General features: G+C 46.5%; 16 protein-coding genes. 12 read left to right on the forward strand and 4 right to left on the reverse strand.

Annotated elements, in window-relative coordinates; translation table 11 throughout:
* Positions 1 to 26: 26 nt before the first annotated feature.
* The 3 genes from fmt to trkA all read left to right on the forward strand — a co-directional run bounded on the left by fmt (position 27) and on the right by trkA (position 3721).
* Entirely contained in the window at positions 27 to 974 is a 948-nt protein-coding gene (gene fmt / locus ACXAFJ_RS13245; RefSeq protein ID WP_475323952.1) for a methionyl-tRNA formyltransferase, read from the forward strand.
* 66 nt (positions 975 to 1040) lie between these two features.
* Complete coding sequence (gene rsmB / locus ACXAFJ_RS13250; RefSeq protein ID WP_475323953.1) at positions 1041 to 2318, forward strand: 16S rRNA (cytosine(967)-C(5))-methyltransferase RsmB; 1278 nt, start codon at positions 1041 to 1043, stop codon at positions 2316 to 2318.
* Between the two features lie 26 nt (positions 2319 to 2344).
* Complete coding sequence (gene trkA, locus ACXAFJ_RS13255) at positions 2345 to 3721, forward strand: Trk system potassium transporter TrkA (protein WP_475323954.1); 1377 nt, start codon at positions 2345 to 2347, stop codon at positions 3719 to 3721.
* 26 nt (positions 3722 to 3747) lie between these two features.
* Here the strand turns inward: trkA and trhA are convergent, their stop codons facing one another.
* Together trhA and ACXAFJ_RS13265 are read right to left on the reverse strand one after the other, a co-directional pair.
* Positions 3748 to 4407 (reverse strand): PAQR family membrane homeostasis protein TrhA, encoded by a 660-nt coding sequence (gene trhA / locus ACXAFJ_RS13260; protein WP_475323956.1) that lies wholly within the window; start codon positions 4405 to 4407, stop codon positions 3748 to 3750.
* An 86-nt stretch (positions 4408 to 4493) separates the two neighbouring features.
* The gene (locus ACXAFJ_RS13265) at positions 4494 to 5291 is read right to left on the reverse strand and encodes a sporulation protein (protein ID WP_475323957.1); all 798 of its coding nucleotides are present in this window, start codon (positions 5289 to 5291) and stop codon (positions 4494 to 4496) included.
* A gap of 534 nt (positions 5292 to 5825) precedes the next feature.
* On the opposite strand from ACXAFJ_RS13265, the gene ACXAFJ_RS13270 reads away from it, so the two are divergent.
* From ACXAFJ_RS13270 to ACXAFJ_RS13285, 4 genes are all read left to right on the forward strand, one after another.
* The gene (locus tag ACXAFJ_RS13270) at positions 5826 to 6098 is read left to right on the forward strand and encodes a DUF1040 family protein (protein WP_475323958.1); all 273 of its coding nucleotides are present in this window, start codon (positions 5826 to 5828) and stop codon (positions 6096 to 6098) included.
* A 263-nt stretch (positions 6099 to 6361) separates the two neighbouring features.
* Entirely contained in the window at positions 6362 to 7780 is a 1419-nt protein-coding gene (gene ccoG / locus ACXAFJ_RS13275; protein ID WP_475323960.1) for a cytochrome c oxidase accessory protein CcoG, read from the forward strand.
* Positions 7781 to 7827: 47 nt separating this feature from the next.
* Positions 7828 to 8814, forward strand: coding sequence for a serine/threonine protein kinase (locus ACXAFJ_RS13280; protein ID WP_475323961.1), 987 nt, complete (start codon positions 7828 to 7830; stop codon positions 8812 to 8814).
* Positions 8815 to 8849: 35 nt separating this feature from the next.
* Positions 8850 to 9452 (forward strand): thiol:disulfide interchange protein DsbA/DsbL, encoded by a 603-nt coding sequence (locus ACXAFJ_RS13285; RefSeq protein WP_475323962.1) that lies wholly within the window; start codon positions 8850 to 8852, stop codon positions 9450 to 9452.
* Between the two features lie 50 nt (positions 9453 to 9502).
* Here ACXAFJ_RS13285 and ACXAFJ_RS13290 read toward each other — a convergent pair whose 3' ends face one another.
* Positions 9503 to 10393 carry an acyltransferase gene (locus tag ACXAFJ_RS13290; RefSeq protein ID WP_475323964.1) on the reverse strand — a complete coding sequence of 297 codons (891 nt, stop codon included), beginning with the start codon at positions 10391 to 10393 and terminating at the stop codon, positions 9503 to 9505.
* Between the two features lie 97 nt (positions 10394 to 10490).
* Positions 10491 to 12020, reverse strand: coding sequence for a YifB family Mg chelatase-like AAA ATPase (locus ACXAFJ_RS13295; RefSeq protein WP_475323965.1), 1530 nt, complete (start codon positions 12018 to 12020; stop codon positions 10491 to 10493).
* Positions 12021 to 12519: 499 nt separating this feature from the next.
* On the opposite strand from ACXAFJ_RS13295, the gene ilvG reads away from it, so the two are divergent.
* From ilvG to ilvA, 5 genes are read left to right on the forward strand one after another with little or no spacing between them, the layout of a single operon-like run.
* Positions 12520 to 14166 carry an acetolactate synthase 2 catalytic subunit gene (gene ilvG, locus ACXAFJ_RS13300; protein WP_475323966.1) on the forward strand — a complete coding sequence of 549 codons (1647 nt, stop codon included), beginning with the start codon at positions 12520 to 12522 and terminating at the stop codon, positions 14164 to 14166.
* A complete protein-coding gene (gene ilvM / locus ACXAFJ_RS13305) occupies positions 14166 to 14450 on the forward strand; it encodes an acetolactate synthase 2 small subunit (RefSeq protein WP_475323967.1) in 285 nt (94 codons plus the stop codon). The genes ilvG and ilvM overlap by 1 nt, the downstream gene beginning before the upstream one ends.
* A gap of 14 nt (positions 14451 to 14464) precedes the next feature.
* Positions 14465 to 15400, forward strand: coding sequence for a branched-chain-amino-acid transaminase (gene ilvE / locus ACXAFJ_RS13310; RefSeq protein ID WP_475323968.1), 936 nt, complete (start codon positions 14465 to 14467; stop codon positions 15398 to 15400).
* Between the two features lie 12 nt (positions 15401 to 15412).
* On the forward strand, positions 15413 to 17254 hold the full coding sequence (gene ilvD / locus ACXAFJ_RS13315) for a dihydroxy-acid dehydratase (RefSeq protein WP_475323970.1): 1842 nt from the start codon (positions 15413 to 15415) through the stop codon (positions 17252 to 17254).
* 2 nt (positions 17255 to 17256) lie between these two features.
* The gene (ilvA, locus tag ACXAFJ_RS13320; RefSeq protein WP_475323971.1) at positions 17257 to 18786 is read left to right on the forward strand and encodes a threonine ammonia-lyase, biosynthetic; all 1530 of its coding nucleotides are present in this window, start codon (positions 17257 to 17259) and stop codon (positions 18784 to 18786) included.
* Positions 18787 to 18807: the final 21 nt, after the last annotated feature.

The following is an 18807-nucleotide window of genomic DNA, read 5'->3' on the forward strand; positions in this document are numbered from 1 at the left end:
CTGTCTATCAAGTAGAGGACAATTCATTGACCCAACCATTGCGTATTGTATTTGCAGGCACGCCTGATTTTGCCGCTCGCCACCTAGCTGCTCTTATTGAATCCGAGCATCAAGTGATTGCGACTTACACTCCACCAGACAAACCGGCTGGACGTGGCAAAAAACTCACCGCAAGTGCGGTAAAAACCTTAGCACTTGAACACGACATTCCTGTTTTTCAGCCTGCATCGATGAAATCGGAGCAGGCACAAGTTGAACTGGCTGCTCTAAACGCCGACGTGATGATCGTGGTGGCTTACGGTTTTATCCTGCCAAAAGTTGTCTTAGATACCCCTAAACTCGGTTGTATCAACGTTCATGGTTCAATCCTACCGCGATGGCGCGGCGCGGCACCGATTCAACGTTCAATTTGGGCGGGCGATAAAGAAGCTGGTGTCACCATCATGCAGATGGACGAAGGGTTGGATACGGGTGACATGCTCAGTATTGCGTCATTACCGATCGAAAGCACTGACACCAGCGCAACCCTGTATGAAAAATTGGCCGAGTTAGGGCCAAAAGCACTAGTAGATTGCCTTGATTTATTAGCCAAGGGTGAAGCCAAGCCAGAGAAGCAAGATGATGCGCTTGCGAATTACGCCGAAAAGCTCAGCAAAGACGAAGCCAAGATCAATTGGCAAGATTCTGCAGAACACATTGAACGCTGTGTTCGTGCTTTTAATCCGTGGCCGATGAGTCATTTTTCATTGGATGACAAAACCATCAAAGTCTGGCAATCGCGTGTAGAAAGCGTATCTAGTGATGAGACTCCGGGCACCATCATTCGTGCCGACAAGACTGGGTTATACATCACCACTGGCAAAGATGTGCTGGTGTTAGAATCGATCCAGATCCCCGGTAAAAAAGCCATGCCAATTGCCGACATTCTTAATGCCCGTGCAGATTGGTTCAAAGTTGGCACCACTTTAAGCTAGCTCAATCTAACCTAGCTTACTATCGAACATTTTTGGGGCAGAGATGCCCCACGCAAAGGTAACGTTATGAACGTACGCGCTGCAGCCGCTCAAGTGCTGTTTCAAGTGGTTGATAAAGGTCAATCACTCTCTACTGCCCTCCCCTATGCCCAACAATCTATCGCCTCTAAAGATCACGCCCTACTGCAGGAAATCTGTTATGGCGCACTGCGTATCCTACCGCGATTGGAATCCATTGCCGGTCAACTAATGGATAAGCCCCTAAAAGGCAAACAACGAGTATTCCATCATTTGATTTTAGTTGGACTTTATCAATTAGGTCATATGCGAGTGCCTGCCCACGCGGCAGTGGCGGAAACCGTTGAAGGCACAAAAGGGCTAAAAGGTCCTCGTTTGCGCGGCCTTATCAATGCAGTGTTAAGAAATTATCAGCGCAATCAAGAACAGCTTGACCAACAATCAGTCAGCCACGATGCGGGTAAATACGGCCACCCGAGCTGGCTGCTCAAGACTTTAAAGCAGCACTACCCCAATGATTGGCAATCGATTGTCGAGCACAACAATCAAAAAGCGCCGATGTGGCTACGCGTCAACCAACGTCACCACAGCAGAGACAGCTACATCAAGTTGTTAGACCAATGCGACATTGCATATCAAGTTCATAGCCAAGCGCCTGATGCCATCAAACTCGATAAAGCGTGCGACGTGCATCAGCTTCCAGGCTTTGCCGAGGGCTGGGTTTCCGTACAAGATGCCGCAGCGCAATTATCGATTGAGTATCTGACACCTAAAGATAACGAGCTGATTCTCGATTGCTGCGCCGCGCCGGGTGGCAAAACAGCGCATATTCTTGAGCGTCACCAAGCGCAAGTGGTTGCCATCGATGTGGATCAACAGCGCCTAGATCGAGTTAATGAAAACTTGGAGCGACTCAACGTATCTGCACAAGTAATTTGCGGTGACGCACGTAAACCACAAGATTGGTGGCAAGGTGAGCAATTTGATCGCATTCTACTTGACGCCCCTTGCTCAGCAACCGGCGTGATTAGACGACACCCTGATATCAAGTGGTTACGTCGAGCTGATGATATTGAAGCTTTAGCACAGCTGCAGTCTGAGATCATCGATGCGATGTGGCAACAACTAAAACCCGGTGGCACTTTGGTTTACGCAACCTGTTCGATCATGCCACAGGAAAATGCAGCGCAAGTGAAAGCATTTTTAGCAAGAACGCAAGATGCTGTTTTAGACGGTTCACCGTTAGATAACCCTGGGCGACAGATCTTGCCAGGTGAAGAAGACATGGACGGTTTCTACTACGCCGTGTTGAAAAAGCAGGCATAAGCCTAGAGCAAAATAAGTATTAAGCGATGAAAATAATTATCTTGGGTGCTGGCCAAGTAGGCGGCACACTCGCAGAAAACTTAGTTGGTGAAAACAACGACATAACCATAGTCGATCGCAACAGCGATCGTCTCCGTGAGCTTCAAGATAAATATGATTTACGCGTAGTAAATGGTTATGCCAGTCACCCCGATGTACTGCGAGAGGCGGGAGCCGTCGACGCGGACATGCTGGTCGCGGTCACCAATACGGATGAAACCAATATGGCGGCATGCCAAGTGGCATTCACCCTATTCAATACACCGAACCGCATTGCCCGTATTCGTTCACCAGAGTATTTAGTCGAAAAAGAAGCCTTGTTCCAGTCGGGCGCCGTTCCTGTCGACCACCTAATTGCACCAGAAGAACTGGTTACTAGCTATATTGAGCGATTAGTCCAGTATCCGGGCGCACTCCAAGTTGTGTCTTTTGCTGAACAAAAGGTCAGCCTAGTTGCGGTCAAAGCCTATTACGGCGGACCGTTAGTAGGTAATGCACTCTCGGCACTGCGCGAGCACATGCCACATATCGATACCCGTGTGGCCGCCATCTTCCGCCAAGGTCGTCCTATTCGCCCACAGGGAACCACCATCATCGAAGCTGATGATGAAGTGTTTTTTGTCGCCGCAAGTAATCACATTCGCTCAGTGATGAGTGAACTGCAAAGGTTAGAAAAACCCTATCGACGTATCATGATTGTTGGTGGCGGTAACATTGGTGCGAGTTTGGCCAAACGCTTAGAGCACACCTACAGTGTTAAGCTAATCGAACGCCATTACGATCGCGCTGAGCGTTTATCAGAAGAGCTGGAAAACACCACCGTATTTTGTGGTGATGCGGCGGACCAAGAGCTACTCAGCGAAGAGAATATAGATCAGGTAGATGTGTTTATTGCACTCACCAACGAAGATGAAACCAATATCATGTCGGCGATGTTAGCCAAGCGTATGGGTGCCAAAAAAGTCATGGTGCTGATTCAACGCAGCGCCTACATCGATTTGGTTCAAGGTGGTGCTATTGACGTCGCGATATCCCCTCAGCAAGCTACAATTTCCGCTTTGTTGACTCACGTTCGTCGTGCCGACATTGTCAACGTTTCTTCATTAAGACGAGGGGCGGCGGAGGCCATTGAAGCCATCGCTCATGGCGATGAAACCACGTCGAAGGTAGTGGGTCGATCCATTGGCGAAATTAAACTCCCACCGGGAACCACAATTGGCGCCATCGTGCGTGGCGAAGAAGTGCTGATTGCTCACGACAGAACTGTTATAGAGCAAGACGACCACGTCGTTATGTTCTTGGTAGATAAAAAGTATGTTCCTGATGTCGAAGCGCTATTCCAACCAAGCCCATTCTTCTTGTAGTTCGGTGTGCTAAAAATTGGCCCACTCTAGACTTGGCTATCTGGAAGGACATACCAATAGATAGCCAGGTAATGGCAAAAACATCCAAGCATAACAAAACCATGCCATATGGCATGGTTAAACGGAATCTTATGTGCGACGTAAAACACCACGCCAAGGGAATAAATCAAACCACCCGCTGCTAACAATACTAATCCACCCAGCTGTAAGTGTATTGCCAACTGATAAATAACCAACAGTGATAACCACCCCATTATCAGATACGTGGCCAAAGACAAACGCTTAAAGCGATATACAAAAAACAGCTTCATCACAATTCCGATCAGTGCCAATAACCAAATTGCAATCATCAAACCTATTGCCAACGGTGTTTGCAAGCTAACCAATAAAAACGGCGTGTAACTCCCCGCAATTAACAGATAAATCGCACAGTGATCGAAAGTTTTTAACGCGCGCTTGGCTTTTTTATAGGGAATGGCGTGATACAGAGTCGATGCCAAAAACAGCAAGATTAGACTCGCGCCATAAATCGATACGCTAGTAATGGTGACGGTGTCTGGTTGGTTTTGAGTAGATTTAACGAGAAGTAATACCAATCCGACAATGCCCAATACCATGCCAAGGCCATGAGTCAGTGCATTGATAAACTCTTCTTTATTGGAATACGTTGGTTTGGAATGTGCCATGTTGACTGCCCAAAGGTTATCTTCAAGGCAGTATCGCACATTAGACTTACACGTGTAAGTCTAAATTGATAACTAACTAGAACTGGTTAAGTAGTCGAATCAAGAAACTCCACCACTTGCTCACCAGCTTGCGCAGGCGCTGTATTCAGCGGAATAACCAGTTCGCGTTTGAGGTCCCCTTTGCCCAACAACGAAGCCAACATACCTCTAAGTCCTTCGCGGTGTCGGTCGACTTCAAACCACATCTTTAACGACTTCGCATCGCGGTAAGCGACTAACTCAAGTTCTCGCCAGCGTCCATGAAACGGTCCCGTGGTCGGAACAAACTCAAATTCTTGGACAAACGGAAGTTCAAACCCTTTTACGGCTTCACACTCAACTTGTCGAATCCTCAAGCCTTGCGCTTCTAATCCATCTAATATGCCCTCAAGTAGGTTATCTGGGCGAACGGTGAGTATGTCGTTATCACTCGGGTCAATCGCCATCGAGATATCGAGCCCGGTCTCAAGCCAAACTTTAGCGTCGCCTAACGTCACCGGTGTGTTGATGGGTAGCTCAAGCTGAACGTCAAATTCACGTGTCTCACCGGATTCAATAGTAAAAGCATAAGGCAGCGACCATTCACCCAGTACATGCTTCTTTTTCACTCGTCGGGTTTCTGAAGATTCATTACCAGAATCGGTCCGTCCTACAGGTTCTTCACTGAAGTACTGACAGCAGAGTTTAAGCTCAATATTGTCTACTTCTTGATCGGCGTTACCACCGTAAACCATGACTTTAATGTCTACAGGATCACCGGGATACAACACATCTTGAGCCAACACCGAATCGACTTTTGCAGAACCAATCCCAAAAGACGCCAGCGTTTTTTTGAATAAAGACATACTACCTCCAAGCACAATGTCAGATGACCAATGTAACACTGCATGCATAAAACATTGTCAACTTTCGCAACATATTGATTAACTATCGATCAACTACCAATATACTGCTAATCTATACGGGTATCGATTGATACGTAAGTTCCTGAGTAATTATTTGGATTGGCGGGAGCCAGAAGAGCCACCCTTCATTGCATGCTGTAGTCGCATGAAGCTCAACTCATAGTTACTTGGGCCATTAGTTTGGCAATGGAATTGCCTGACCGTTAGGTAGATAAATGCACCGTACAACCGTCAGGTTTGCGCACACACATTGTAGTGCGTCGCGACGTAGGCACAGCACCTGTAAAGCCAAAGTCGCAACCCCCTCGGCACCTGTAAAAACACTTACTGAGAAACTGGTGATGACGTCATCGGATTCCAAGAAAGTCGAACAAGCGGCCTAATAGAAAAGCGCAGTTATCTGCGCTTTTTTCTTACCTTACTGATAGCGATTTGATACCGTTGGCAAAAACATTAATCTTTGTGAGGTATTATATGCATCAGCATCGAATTGAAGAACTTCTCGAACTGCTAGAACCCGAGTGGAAAAAGCGTCCAGCCGATAACTTACTAGAGTTTTTAAGTCTATTGGCGAGTGAAGCCAGTCATAAAGGTGACCTGCGTGAACTCACTGATGACACTTTGATCTATCACTTGAAAATGCGTAATCAAGATAAAAACGCCATGATTCCGGGACTACAAAAAGACCAAGAAGACGATTTCAAATCTGCGCTTTTAAAAGCCAGAGGAATCATCAAGTCTGAATAGTAGATTATTCAGTCCTTCCTAGTTAATCCCCTTGGCTCATGCGTTAGGAACAAGACTATCAACTGTTCTAGCAATAAGTTTAATGACTGTTCTAGTTTTGTGGTTATTAATTGACTAGAGTAAAGAAAAATTCGGGCTACAAGCGATATACTTAATTAAGTGTTCGCTAAAGTAAAAAAGAACCCTAAAAAGGGTCATAAATTGCAGCATTGTCGTGTCAGCGCGAGCCTCTCGCGCCCTACAAGCCCATAAGGATCGCTCCCATGAGTCAGGACAGAATCGACGTCAAAGACGTGACTCCTAAGACATTCAACCCTAAAACCCACAAAGGTGGTGGGGATAGATTTAATCCGAGCAATCGAATTTACGTTCGTGAAAGCAAAGGAACCTTTCAAAAGCTCCGCCGCTACGGCGGTTGGTTTTTTCTATTGCTATTTGCTCTTATTCCGTGGATTCCATTTGGAGACCGTCAAGCCATATTGTTAGACATTGGCAACCAACAGTTTAACTTTTTTGGTACCACACTCTACCCACAAGACCTTACCGTACTCGCTTTATTACTAATGGTGGCGGCGTTTGGTCTATTTTTTATCACCACATTTTTGGGTCGAGTTTGGTGTGGCTACCTTTGCCCTCAAACCGTTTGGACATTTATGTACATCTGGTTTGAAGAAAAGCTTGAAGGCAGCGCCAATAAACGCCGTAAACAAGATTCTGGAAAACTCACTCAACAATTGATCGTCAAAAAAGGGCTTAAGCATCTCGCTTGGATCTCAATTGCCATTTTGACGGGACTGACTTTTGTCGGCTACTTCGTTCCCATGAAAGCGTTGTTTGTCGACTTTTTTACATTTAACGCCAGCTTTTGGCCGGTGTTTTGGGTGCTATTTTTTGCTGGTTGCACTTACGCAAACGCTGGCTGGATGCGCTCAATCATGTGTATTCACATGTGCCCATATTCTCGCTTTCAATCGGCCATGTTTGATAAAGATACCTTTATCGTTGGCTATGACAGCAAGCGAGGCGAAGCTCGCGGACCGCGCTCACGCAAGGCTGATCATAAAAAGCTTGGGCTGGGTGATTGCATCGATTGCGACTTATGTGTGCAAGTGTGCCCAACTGGCATCGATATTCGCGATGGTCTCCAGTACGAGTGTATTAACTGTGGGGCCTGTATTGACGCCTGTGACCAAACTATGGACCGTATGGGGTATCAGAAAGGCTTGATAAGCTACACCACAGAACACCGCTTATCGGGTAACCACACTAAGGTGATGCGTCCTAAACTGATCGGTTATGGTTTAGTTATGTTGGTCATGTGCGGCCTGATGTTTGCGCAAATCTCCGCGGTTGACCCTGCGGGATTAAGTGTACTTCGCGACCGCACACAATTGTTTAGAGTAAATGGTGATGGCGAGGTAGAAAATACCTACACGCTAAAACTCATCAATAAAACTCAGCAACCCCAAACCTATCAGCTTTCTGTATCGGGGCTTTCAAACTATTCATGGTATGGCAAACAAACAGTGCAAGTAGAACCTGGTGAGGTACTCAGCCTACCGATGAGTATTGGCGTATTGCCACATGAACTCGATTCCTCTATTTCGACAATTCAGTTTATACTCAGCGACAGTCAGGATTTCCAAACTCAAGTTGAGAGTCGCTTTATCAAAAAGCTCTAACTGGGTAAAACTTTTGGAAAAGACTCGGCAACGGGTCTTTTTTTATTATGTCTACAGCTAGCTTTGATTTTTCATCTCTCTCGCCAGACTCCATGTGGTACGCCTTGGAGAGCATAGGTGTTCGCGCTGATTCTGGTTTCCTCGCGCTCAATAGTTACGAAAACCGTGTTTACCAATTTACTGACGAAGAAAAGCGTCGCTTTGTGGTCAAGTTTTATCGTCCAGAGCGCTGGAGTGACCAGCAAATTCTTGAGGAACATGAGTTTAGCCAAGATTTGGTTGACGCTGAAATCCCCATTGCTGCACCAGTGAGTTTAAATGGACACACACTGCATCATTTCCAAGGTTATCGCTTTGCCCTATTCCCAAGTGTTGGTGGTCGGCAGTTTGAAGTCGACAACGAAGAACAATTAGAGTGGGTTGGACGCTTCTTAGGCCGCATTCACCAAGTCGGCGCGCAAAAACAATTTTCGCAACGTCCGACCATTGGTCTTGAGGAATATTTAGTAGAGCCGCGTAAGCTTCTACAAGAATCACAATTCATTCCACTTCATCTCGAATCAGCATTCTTCAATGATTTAGATTTACTCATCTCACGAATCAAGGAGCAATGGGAGCCTACTTACAACCCAATTCGCTTACATGGCGATTGCCACCCGGGTAATATTTTGTGGCGTGATGGCCCTCTGTTTGTCGATTTAGATGACAGCCGCAATGGACCCGCAGTACAAGATATATGGATGCTTCTCAACGGCGAGCGACACGACCAATTAGCTCAATTGGACCTAGTCTTAGAGGCTTATCAGGAGTTTTGTGACTTTAACCACAATCAACTGAAACTAATTGAGCCTTTGCGCGGTCTACGTATGGTGCACTATATGGCTTGGTTGGCAAAACGCTGGAACGATCCGGCTTTTCCAATCGCTTTTCCTTGGTTTAACGACCCCAAATACTGGGAAAGTCAGGTACTTGCTTTCAAAGAGCAAATTGCCGCACTTGACGAAGCCCCATTGTCACTGCAACCTCAGTGGTAGAGACGAAACAACAACAGATAATAAGGATCCCATCGATGAAAAAGCTGTTTGCATTATTCGCAGTGTTTTTTGTTAGCATGTCAGCACACGCTGCTCAATTTTCTGAAGGTACGCATTACAAAGTACTGAATGTTCCTGCATCTAAAAAAGCCAATGTCACCGAGTTTTTCTCCTTTTATTGCCCGCATTGTCATTCCTTTGAACCAATCATTCAGCAATTGAAAGACAACTTACCAGAGGGCGTAAAACTGCAAAAAAGCCATGTGTCATTTATGGGTGGCAACATGGGTGAACCAATGAGTAAAGCCTATGCGACCATGGTAGCGCTGAATGTCGAAGAGGTTATGGTGCCCGTGTTATTTGATCGTATTCACGTCAAGAACATTCGCCCAAAAAATGAAGAAGAGCTAAGACAGATTTTTATCGATAACGGCGTAGATGCTGCCAAGTATGATGCGGCTTTCAATGGCTTTGCTGTCGATTCTATGGTGCGTCGTTTTAACAAGCAGTTTAAAGATAGTGGATTGACAGGTGTACCAGCAGTTGTTGTAAACAATAAATACCTAGTTCAAGCGCAAACAATTAAAACTGTCGATGAGTATTTTGAGCTGGTTAACTTCTTATTGAAAAAGTTCTAACCCACCAGCATTAGTTACATTCAAGGGGCGATTTCGCCCCTTTTTGCACTCTAATCATCTCTAGCGTAACGCTGCTTAAGAAACTCATCATTATCTTTCCAAAGACTCATTAACCACAGCTGAAATTGGCGCTTGTACTTTTTGTCTCTGAAATAGTCTCCTGTGAACGACTCATCCACAGGATGCTGATTGACCCTTACTACAACAGTCTTAAGCTTACCCATTAACATATCTTTAAAAGGTGTCTGACGATTATCTGGATACGCTAAAGTCACATCTAGAACACAGTCGAACTGTTCGCCCATAGCACCGAGCGCATAGGCAATCCCACCTGTTTTGGGCTGCAATAGATGTTCAAATTCAGCGTTTCCAGCTCGCTGTTTTTCAGGAGTAAAGCGGGTACCTTCAACAAAATTCACCACGGTGGTTGGTGTATGTTTGAATTTTTCGCAGGCTCTGCGTGTCGTTTGCAGATCTTCACCACGTTTTTCAGGGTGCCTAAGTAGATACTCGCGGGAATATCGCTTCATAAATGGCATATCCATCGCCCAGCAACCTAATCCCACAAAAGGTACATACAACAATTGCTGCTTGAGAAAAAACTTGGGCATGGGTATGCGATCTTTGAAAACACAAAGCAAAATGACAATATCAGCCCAACTGACGTGATTGCTGATCAGTAAGTACCACGAGTCTTTGCTTAACGTTTCAAATCCCGATATTTCCCATTTCACAGGGTTGGTTGCTGTTAAAATTGCGGCGTTAACACTGGCCCATAACCACATCAGTTTGTTGGCCAGTTGAGTGGCTTTAGACTTTGCTGGTTGATAGGGAACCAACAATTTAAAAATAGCAATAATAGAGACGAGGATAGAAGTGATCGCAGAATTGAGGATAACCAGCGATGCATTCACCAACAGCAAGAACCACGACTTAAACATTCAAGCTCACACGAACATAAAAAACAGCGTATTATTATACATTCATTGCCCACAAGGAGAACTGGTTTAGTAATGGTCAGAGTAGTTGTTAACCTATTTAGACCTGCGCGGTTTGATTGGTAAGTTGCTTTAATAGTCTATCCATAGCCCGATAGCCCAAAGCTTCCGCTAAATGAGCCCGAGAAATATTGGGTTCGTGCGCTAGGTCAGCAATGGTACGCGCCACTTTCAAAATTCGATGATATGCCCGAACGGAAAGCCCAAGTCGGTGCAAGGCCGTTTCTAAAAATTCAGCATCAACTCGACTTAATTTACAATGCTGTTCGACTTGCCTACTCTGCAGTAAAGCATTGACGCAACCAGAGCGCTCCATCATCAATTGGCGAGCGGCAAATACGCGCTGTCGTACAACCTTTGTGGTTTCCCCTCGTTCACCACCAGCCGCCAATGTCCCTTGTGGCAGCAGAGGAATCTCTATCGACATATCAAATCTATCGAGAAAAGGTCCCGAAATTCGATTGAGATAACGCAATATGGCCTGAGGATTCGTTCTCGTATTATTTCCTTCATAATATCCAGTCGGACTCGGATTAAGCGCACCAACCAATTGAAACCTAGCCGGGAAACAAGTTTTCCCTTGAGCTCGAGAAATAATAATTTCCCCTGATTCCAAAGGCTCCCTCAGTGAATCCAAAACTTTACGTTCAAACTCTGGCAACTCATCCAAAAACAACAAACCATTGTGTGCCAGAGAGATTTCGCCCGGTCGCGGTACACTACCACCGCCAACCAAAGCAGCCATCGAACTCGAATGATGGGGAGAGCGAAATGGACGACTTTTCCACTGTTGAACATCAATATCTCGCTGTGACAGCGAATGGACTGAAGCGGTTTGCAAGGCTTCTTCATCGGTCATGGGGGGTAGTAAATCTGCCAATCGAGAAGCCAGCATGGTTTTGCCCGTACCGGGAGGCCCCATAAACAACAAGTTGTGACCACCAGCAGCGCCTATCTCCAACGCCCGTTTGCCTTGTTGCTGACCGATAATATCGGTGAGATCGCGAGTGCGCTGTGTTTCTGATTTGACAAACTCTGAGGGTTTGAGGGTTAGCGCTTGTTGACCTGAAAGAAATAAACACACTTGCAGCAGGCTCGCCGCGGATTTGTGTTCGGTATTGTGAAGCAAAGAAACTTGTGACGCATTGCCATCTGGCACAATCAACGTCCTGCGTTTGTCTCGCGCCGCTAATGCGGCAGAAATGACTCCGCGCACTGAGCGTAACTCACCAGACAAGGCCAACTCTCCGACAAACTCAGAGTTCTCTAATCCGTTTTTTGGAATTTGCTCTGACGCCGCCAATATCCCCAATGCAATGGGTAAGTCAAACCGCCCTCCCTCTTTAGGCAAATCCGCTGGTGCTAAATTTACCGTAATCTTCTTAGCTGGAAATTCAAAGTTGGCGTGCAAGATGGCGCTGCGCACTCGATCACGTGATTCTTTAACCGTCGTTTCCGGAAGACCGACCAAATTAAAGCCAGGCATACCTCGGCTAATATGGACCTCTACTGTGACATCGGGTGCTTCAATTCCAATACTCGCTCTACTGTAGACCACTGCCAATCCCATTTTATTATCTACCTCTTTGACTCGGATATTTGGTTAAGAAGACCAGCACAAAAAAGAAAAACAGAACTAAGCTCTAACAACTGGTATGAATGGTTAATCTAAGTCGCATAGTAACCAGCGCAGATCTCGCTAGAAAGATGGAAAAAGTATGAGTTTTTGCTTGTCACGCAACGGATATTTGTGATAACACTAGGGCAAGCGAACGAATCGCTTCAATATTAAGCAAACACAATTTAGATATAAAAATGAACGTTAACTCTCGCGCAGCATCTCTACTAGTCCTGATTATTGTGGTCATTATTCGAACCACCCGGGGTGTTGTGGGCAAAAGTTAACCACAAGAATTAAAAAAACCCCCGCACTGAAAAGTCCGGGGGTTTTTTTCTACGCTTTAACAGGAATTAGATCGTCACATTACAGTGATGGCAGGAAGTATGGGAGTGCACAAGATGTGCAATGCAAGTATCAACACGGCGAATGACGCCAAGGGGGCACAAGAATGACTGGTGCTCAATTAGTGGTCGCTGCTCTGGCTCAGCAAGGAATCAAAACCGTTTTTGGTTACCCTGGTGGCGCTATCATGCCAATCTATGACGCGCTTTATGACGGTGGTGTTGAACACATTTTATGTCGTCATGAGCAGGGTGCAGCTATGGCTGCGATCGGAATGGCGCGTGCCACCCAAGACGTCGCGGTGTGCATGGCAACATCAGGCCCAGGGGCAACCAACCTAGTGACGGGTTTGGCCGATGCTATGTTGGATTCGGTTCCAATAGTGGCAATAACGGGCCAGGTTGCCAGTCCTTTGATTGGGACGGATGCGTTTCAGGAAATGGATGTCATCGGTATGTCATTGGCTTGTAGTAAACACAGTTACTTAATTACCGACATCAACGATCTCGCTCCTACACTTGCAGAAGCTTTCGAAGTTGCAAAAACTGGACGTCCTGGCCCTGTGGTTGTCGATATTGCCAAAGATGTCCAACTCGCAGAAGCACCGACAGCACTGCTACCACCCTTTACTCCTCCAGCACTGCCTCAAGCAAGCAAAACGGAACTTGAACAAGCCCAAGCCTTACTTGCTGAAAGTACACGTCCTATTTTGTATGTCGGCGGTGGTGTACAGATAGGTCACGCTACCGACGCGGTTCGAGAGTTTTTGCGTTTAAACCCAATGCCGGCGGTAAGTACATTGAAAGGCTTGGGTACCATTGAGCGACACGACCCGCATTACCTAGGTATGTTGGGTATGCATGGCACCAAAGCCGCTAACCTCGTTGTTCAAGAAAGTGATCTATTAATTACGGTTGGCGCTCGATTTGATGACCGTGTGACTGGCAAGTTAGATACTTTCGCACCTCACGCCAAGATCATTCATATCGATATTGATGCGGCGGAAATCCACAAATTGCGTCATGCAAATGCTCCAGTGCGCTCGACGATTCAAGCAGCTTTGCCGCACTTAGAGCTGCAAAAAGATATCACACCATGGGTTCATCACTGTGAAAGCCTAAGAAGTGGATTCAAATGGCGTTACGACCATCCTGGTGACTTAATATACGCACCGCTACTTTTGAAGCAGTTGTCTGACATGATGCCCGATTCGTCTATGGTTTCGACTGATGTCGGTCAGCATCAAATGTGGGCAGCTCAGCATATCCAGCCACGTAATCCACAAAACTTCATCACTTCAGCAGGACTCGGCACTATGGGCTTTGGTCTCCCTGCCGCGATGGGGGCATCAGTGGCTCGTCCTGATGATCAATCAATCCTGATTACCGGTGATGGTTCGTTCATGATGAACATTCAGGAACTAGGCACATTAAAACGCCGCAAGATTCCAGTGAAAGTGGTTCTGCTTAATAACCAACGTCTGGGTATGGTTCGTCAGTGGCAGTCACTGTTCTTCGATGGTCGTCATAGCGAAACGATTTTGGACGACAACCCAGACTTTGTAATGCTGGCAAAAGCCTTCGATATTCCGGGCAAAACCATTACGCGCAAAGAAGAAGTTGAGCCAGCACTTAAAGAGATGTTGGCTGCTAAAACCCCATATTTGCTTCACGTATTGATTGATGAAGAAGAAAACGTATGGCCGTTGGTACCACCGGGTGCCTCAAATAATGACATGTTGGAGAACACCTAATGCAACGCTATTTATTAGATATTAAGGCCGATGATAAGCCAGTGTTACTGGAACGTGTTTTACGTGTCATTCGTCACCGCGGTTTTGTGATAAAACAGGTAGCCGCGACTCAAAACCACGAAAGCAAAGTGGCCAGTGTCGAAATTATTGTCGATAGCGACCGTCCGATCTCCTTCATCACTAACCAAGTGGAAAAATTATGGGATGTGCGCAGTGTAAATGTGATTAACATTGCTAACGACGCATTGCCAAACAACAACTTACAACAACAAGTTTACGCGTAAAGGAATACCACAACATGGCAAACACAGCAGATTACATTTGGTTCAACGGTGAGATGATGCCTTGGGCCAATGCACAAGTTCATGTCCTGACTCACGCAATGCACTACGGTACTTCAGTATTCGAAGGTGTGCGTTGCTACAACACTCCTAAAGGTCCTATCATTTTTCGCCACCGCGAACATGCTCAGCGACTAAAAGATTCGGCCAAAATCTATCGCTTCCCAATTCCATATAGTGTTGATGACATTATGGAAGCCACACGCGAAACATTGCGCGTTAACCAATTAGACAATGCCTACATTCGCCCACTGGCGTTTGTTGGCAATGTTGGCTTGGGAGTTTGTCCTCCAACTGGCACTGAAATGGACCTAATTATTGCTGCCTTTCCATGGGGATCATACTTAGGTGAAGAAGCTCTGGAACAAGGTGTGGATGCGATGATTTCAAGCTGGAATCGCGCTGCACCAAATACTATACCAACGGCAGCGAAAGCCGGTGGTAACTACCTATCTTCATTGCTGGTTGGTGGTGAGGCACGCCGTCACGGTTACGATGAAGGTATCGCGCTCAGTGTTGACGGTTACCTCTCGGAAGGTGCTGGTGAAAATATCTTTGTCATCAAAGATGGCGTGATTACAACACCGCCAGCTACCTCTGCCATTCTTCCGGGTATAACTCGTGACTCGATAATGACGCTCGCTCGTCACATGGGTTACGAAGTTCGCGAAGCCAATATCGCCCGCGAAGCACTTTACCTTGCCGACGAAATATTTATGACAGGAACAGCAGCAGAAGTCGTTCCTGTAAGAACGGTCGACAAAATTGAAGTGGGGGAAGGCAAACGAGGCCCAATGACCAAAGCACTTCAAGAAGCCTACTTTGGCTTATTTAACGGCACCACTGAGGACAAGTGGGGCTGGCTTGATTACGTATACCCGCAAGAGAAGTAGAGGGAAAAGGAAATGCCAAAGTACAGATCAGCAACAACGACTCATGGACGCAACATGGCGGGAGCACGCGCATTATGGCGTGCAACCGGTGTAAAAGAAGAAGATTTTGGTAAACCCATTATTGCAGTTGTAAACTCTTTCACCCAATTTGTACCGGGTCATGTGCATTTAAAGGACATGGGTCAATTAGTTGCAGCTGAAATTGAAAAAGCGGGTGGTATCGCCAAAGAATTCAACACCATCGCAGTGGATGACGGTATTGCAATGGGCCATGGCGGTATGCTGTATTCACTGCCCTCTCGTGACTTGATTGCCGATTCGGTAGAGTACATGGTCAACGCTCACTGTGCCGATGCCATGGTTTGTATTTCTAACTGTGACAAAATCACTCCTGGAATGCTAATGACCGCAATGCGCCTCAACATTCCGGTTATCTTCGTTTCTGGTGGTCCAATGGAAGCGGGTAAAACCAAGCTTTCTGATCAAATCATCAAACTCGACTTAGTTGATGCCATGATTCAGGGTGCCGATCCAACCGTCTCGGACGAACAGAGCCAGCAAATTGAACGTTCAGCATGTCCAACGTGTGGTTCGTGTTCAGGCATGTTCACCGCAAACTCGATGAACTGTTTGACCGAAGCGCTAGGTCTGTCTCAACCAGGCAATGGTTCAATGTTAGCAACCCATGCCGACCGTGAATCTCTATTCCTAAATGCAGGTCGCCGAATTGTTGAGTTGACCAAACGTTACTACGAGCAAGACGACGAAACCGCGCTTCCTCGTAACATCGCAACATTCGATGCATTCGAAAATGCGATGGCGCTAGACATTGCCATGGGTGGTTCTACCAACACTATCCTTCACTTATTGTCTGCCGCCCAAGAAGGGTACGTCGACTTCGACATGGAAGACATTGACCGACTGTCTCGTCGTGTCCCTCATTTGTGTAAGGTCGCACCATCTACACAGAAGTATCACATGGAAGATGTACACCGCGCTGGTGGTGTCATGGCGATCCTTGGTGAGCTTAATCGTGCAGGCCTCATTAACAACCAAGCTCGCACAGTACTTGGGCTTTCAATGGAAGAGCAGCTTGCTGAATACGACATCATGCAAACCGAAGATGCCGAGGTTCTGAAATTCTTCCGAGCTGGACCAGCTGGCATTCGTACAACTCAAGCTTTCTCTCAAGATTGCCGTTGGGATCGCCTCGATGATGACCGCGAGAACGGGTGTATACGAACCGCTGAGAATGCCTTCAGCCAAGAAGGTGGTCTTGCCGTTCTAAAAGGTAACATTGCCCTCGATGGCTGTATTGTAAAAACAGCCGGTGTAGACGAGAGCAACCTAACCTTTACTGGCCCAGCCGTGGTATTTGAAAGCCAAGAAACCGCAGTAGAAGGTATTCTTGGTGGCCAAGTTAAAGCTGGGGATGTTGTGGTAATTCGCTACGAAGGACCGAAAGGCGGTCCAGGCATGCAAGAAATGCTTTACCCAACCACCTACCTTAAATCCATGGGTCTAGGCAAGGAATGTGCACTGCTGACCGACGGTCGCTTCTCTGGAGGTACTTCAGGGCTTTCTATTGGACACGTTTCACCAGAAGCCGCGAGTGGCGGTACTATCGGTTTGGTAGAGCCTGGTGACATCATTGCTATCGATATTCCAAATCGCAGTATTTCATTGCAAGTATCTGAAGATGAATTAGCAAGTCGCCGTGCCAAACAAGACGATTTTGGCTGGAAGCCGGTCAATCGTGAGCGCGAAGTATCCTTTGCACTAAAAGCCTTTGCTAGTCTAGCAACCAGTGCTGATAAAGGTGCGGTGAGAGATAAATCTAAGCTTGAGGACTAGTTGTGACACTATCCCAACCTACTGGCGCAGATTACCTGCGCCAGATATTGCGAGCTCCAGTCTACGAAGTCGCCATTGTGTCTCCCTTACAACAGATGGAGCGCTTATCTAATCGCATTGGTAATCAAATATTCCTAAAGCGAGAAGATAGGCAGCCAGTGCACAGTTTCAAACTGCGCGGTGCCTATAACATGGTTGCTGCACTGACTGACGAGCAGAAGCAAGTGGGTGCCATTACCGCCTCTGCAGGTAATCACGCCCAAGGTTTTGCATTGGCAGGAAGCAAACTCGGCGTGCGCACCATTATTGTTATGCCCAAGATGACACCGGATATCAAAGTCAATGCAGTAAAAGGCTTTGGCGGTGAGGTGATGCTTTTTGGTAGCAATTTTGATGAAGCCAAGGCTGAAGCGATTCGCCTGTCTGAAGAAAATGGTTATGCCTTTGTTCCGCCTTTTGATCACCCAATGGTCATTGCTGGGCAAGGCACCATTGGCATGGAAATGCTGCAGCAAAATGGTCATCTCGATTTCATCTTTGTTCCTGTTGGTGGCGGCGGGTTAGCGGCAGGTGTTGCTGTGTTGGTAAAACAGCTCATGCCTGAAGTCAAAGTCATTGCAGTGGAACCAGAAGACTCTGCGTGTTTGGGCGCAGCCTTAGATGCTGGTGAGCCAGTGATTCTCGATCAAATCAGCTTGTTTGCCGAAGGTGTCGCTGTAAAACGCATTGGCGATGAGACCTTCCGACTCTGCCAACAGTACATAGATGGTCATATTACCGTCTCCAGCGATGAAATCTGTTCAGCGGTAAAAGACATTTTTGAAGACACGCGCGCAATTGCTGAGCCGTCAGGTGCGGTAGCGCTTGCCGGCTTGAAAAAATATGCAGAACAGAATCAAATCGAAGGAAAGCAACTTGGTACGGTACTTTCGGGAGCCAATACCAACTTTCATGGTCTGCGCTACGTTTCGGAACGCTGTGAATTGGGTGAAAAACGTGAAGGTTTGTTAGCAGTAACCATTCCTGAACGTCCCGGTGCCTTTTTTGAGTTTTGCCAAATCATTGGTGGAAGAGCGGTGACCGAATTTAACTACCGCTACAATGACGATGCATTAGCAAATATTTTTGTGGGTATTCGACTGCAAGGTGGCCAAGAAGAGCTGGAGCAAATCATCCATGATTTACGCGAAGGGGGCTACCCAGTCGCTGATCTATCGGACGACGAAATGGCGAAACTTCACGTTCGTTATATGATCGGCGGTAAACCATCCAAGCAATTGGTTGAGCGCTTGTACAGTTTTGAGTTTCCTGAGTATCCGGGTGCACTGCTTAAATTCTTAAGTACCTTAGGAACCCATTGGAATATCAGTCTATTTAACTATCGAAATCACGGTGCTGATTATGGTCGAGTATTGTGTGGCTTTGAACTCGATGATAGTGACTTACAGCGTTTCAGCGCTCACCTAAGAGAATTAGGTTATCAATACAAAGATGAAACCGATAACCCCTCTTATAAGTTCTTTTTGTCATAAACACTTACCAAACCCTTTTCA

The sequence above is a fragment of the Vibrio sp. ABH4_348 genome, assembly GCF_056159765.1.

Coding starts and splice junctions, on each gene's coding strand:
- ACXAFJ_RS13270 (WP_475323958.1), top strand. CDS start 5,826: ATGCATCAGCATCGAATTGAAGAACTTCTCGAACTGCTAGAACCCGAG.
- ilvM (WP_475323967.1), top strand. CDS start 14,166: ATGCAACGCTATTTATTAGATATTAAGGCCGATGATAAGCCAGTGTTA.
- ACXAFJ_RS13265 (WP_475323957.1), bottom strand. CDS start 5,291: ATGTCTTTATTCAAAAAAACGCTGGCGTCTTTTGGGATTGGTTCTGCA.
- ilvD (WP_475323970.1), top strand. CDS start 15,413: ATGCCAAAGTACAGATCAGCAACAACGACTCATGGACGCAACATGGCG.
- ACXAFJ_RS13280 (WP_475323961.1), top strand. CDS start 7,828: ATGTCTACAGCTAGCTTTGATTTTTCATCTCTCTCGCCAGACTCCATG.
- ACXAFJ_RS13285 (WP_475323962.1), top strand. CDS start 8,850: ATGAAAAAGCTGTTTGCATTATTCGCAGTGTTTTTTGTTAGCATGTCA.
- ilvG (WP_475323966.1), top strand. CDS start 12,520: ATGACTGGTGCTCAATTAGTGGTCGCTGCTCTGGCTCAGCAAGGAATC.
- ACXAFJ_RS13295 (WP_475323965.1), bottom strand. CDS start 12,020: ATGGGATTGGCAGTGGTCTACAGTAGAGCGAGTATTGGAATTGAAGCA.
- ccoG (WP_475323960.1), top strand. CDS start 6,362: ATGAGTCAGGACAGAATCGACGTCAAAGACGTGACTCCTAAGACATTC.
- ACXAFJ_RS13290 (WP_475323964.1), bottom strand. CDS start 10,393: ATGTTTAAGTCGTGGTTCTTGCTGTTGGTGAATGCATCGCTGGTTATC.
- ilvE (WP_475323968.1), top strand. CDS start 14,465: ATGGCAAACACAGCAGATTACATTTGGTTCAACGGTGAGATGATGCCT.
- trhA (WP_475323956.1), bottom strand. CDS start 4,407: ATGGCACATTCCAAACCAACGTATTCCAATAAAGAAGAGTTTATCAAT.
- trkA (WP_475323954.1), top strand. CDS start 2,345: ATGAAAATAATTATCTTGGGTGCTGGCCAAGTAGGCGGCACACTCGCA.
- rsmB (WP_475323953.1), top strand. CDS start 1,041: ATGAACGTACGCGCTGCAGCCGCTCAAGTGCTGTTTCAAGTGGTTGAT.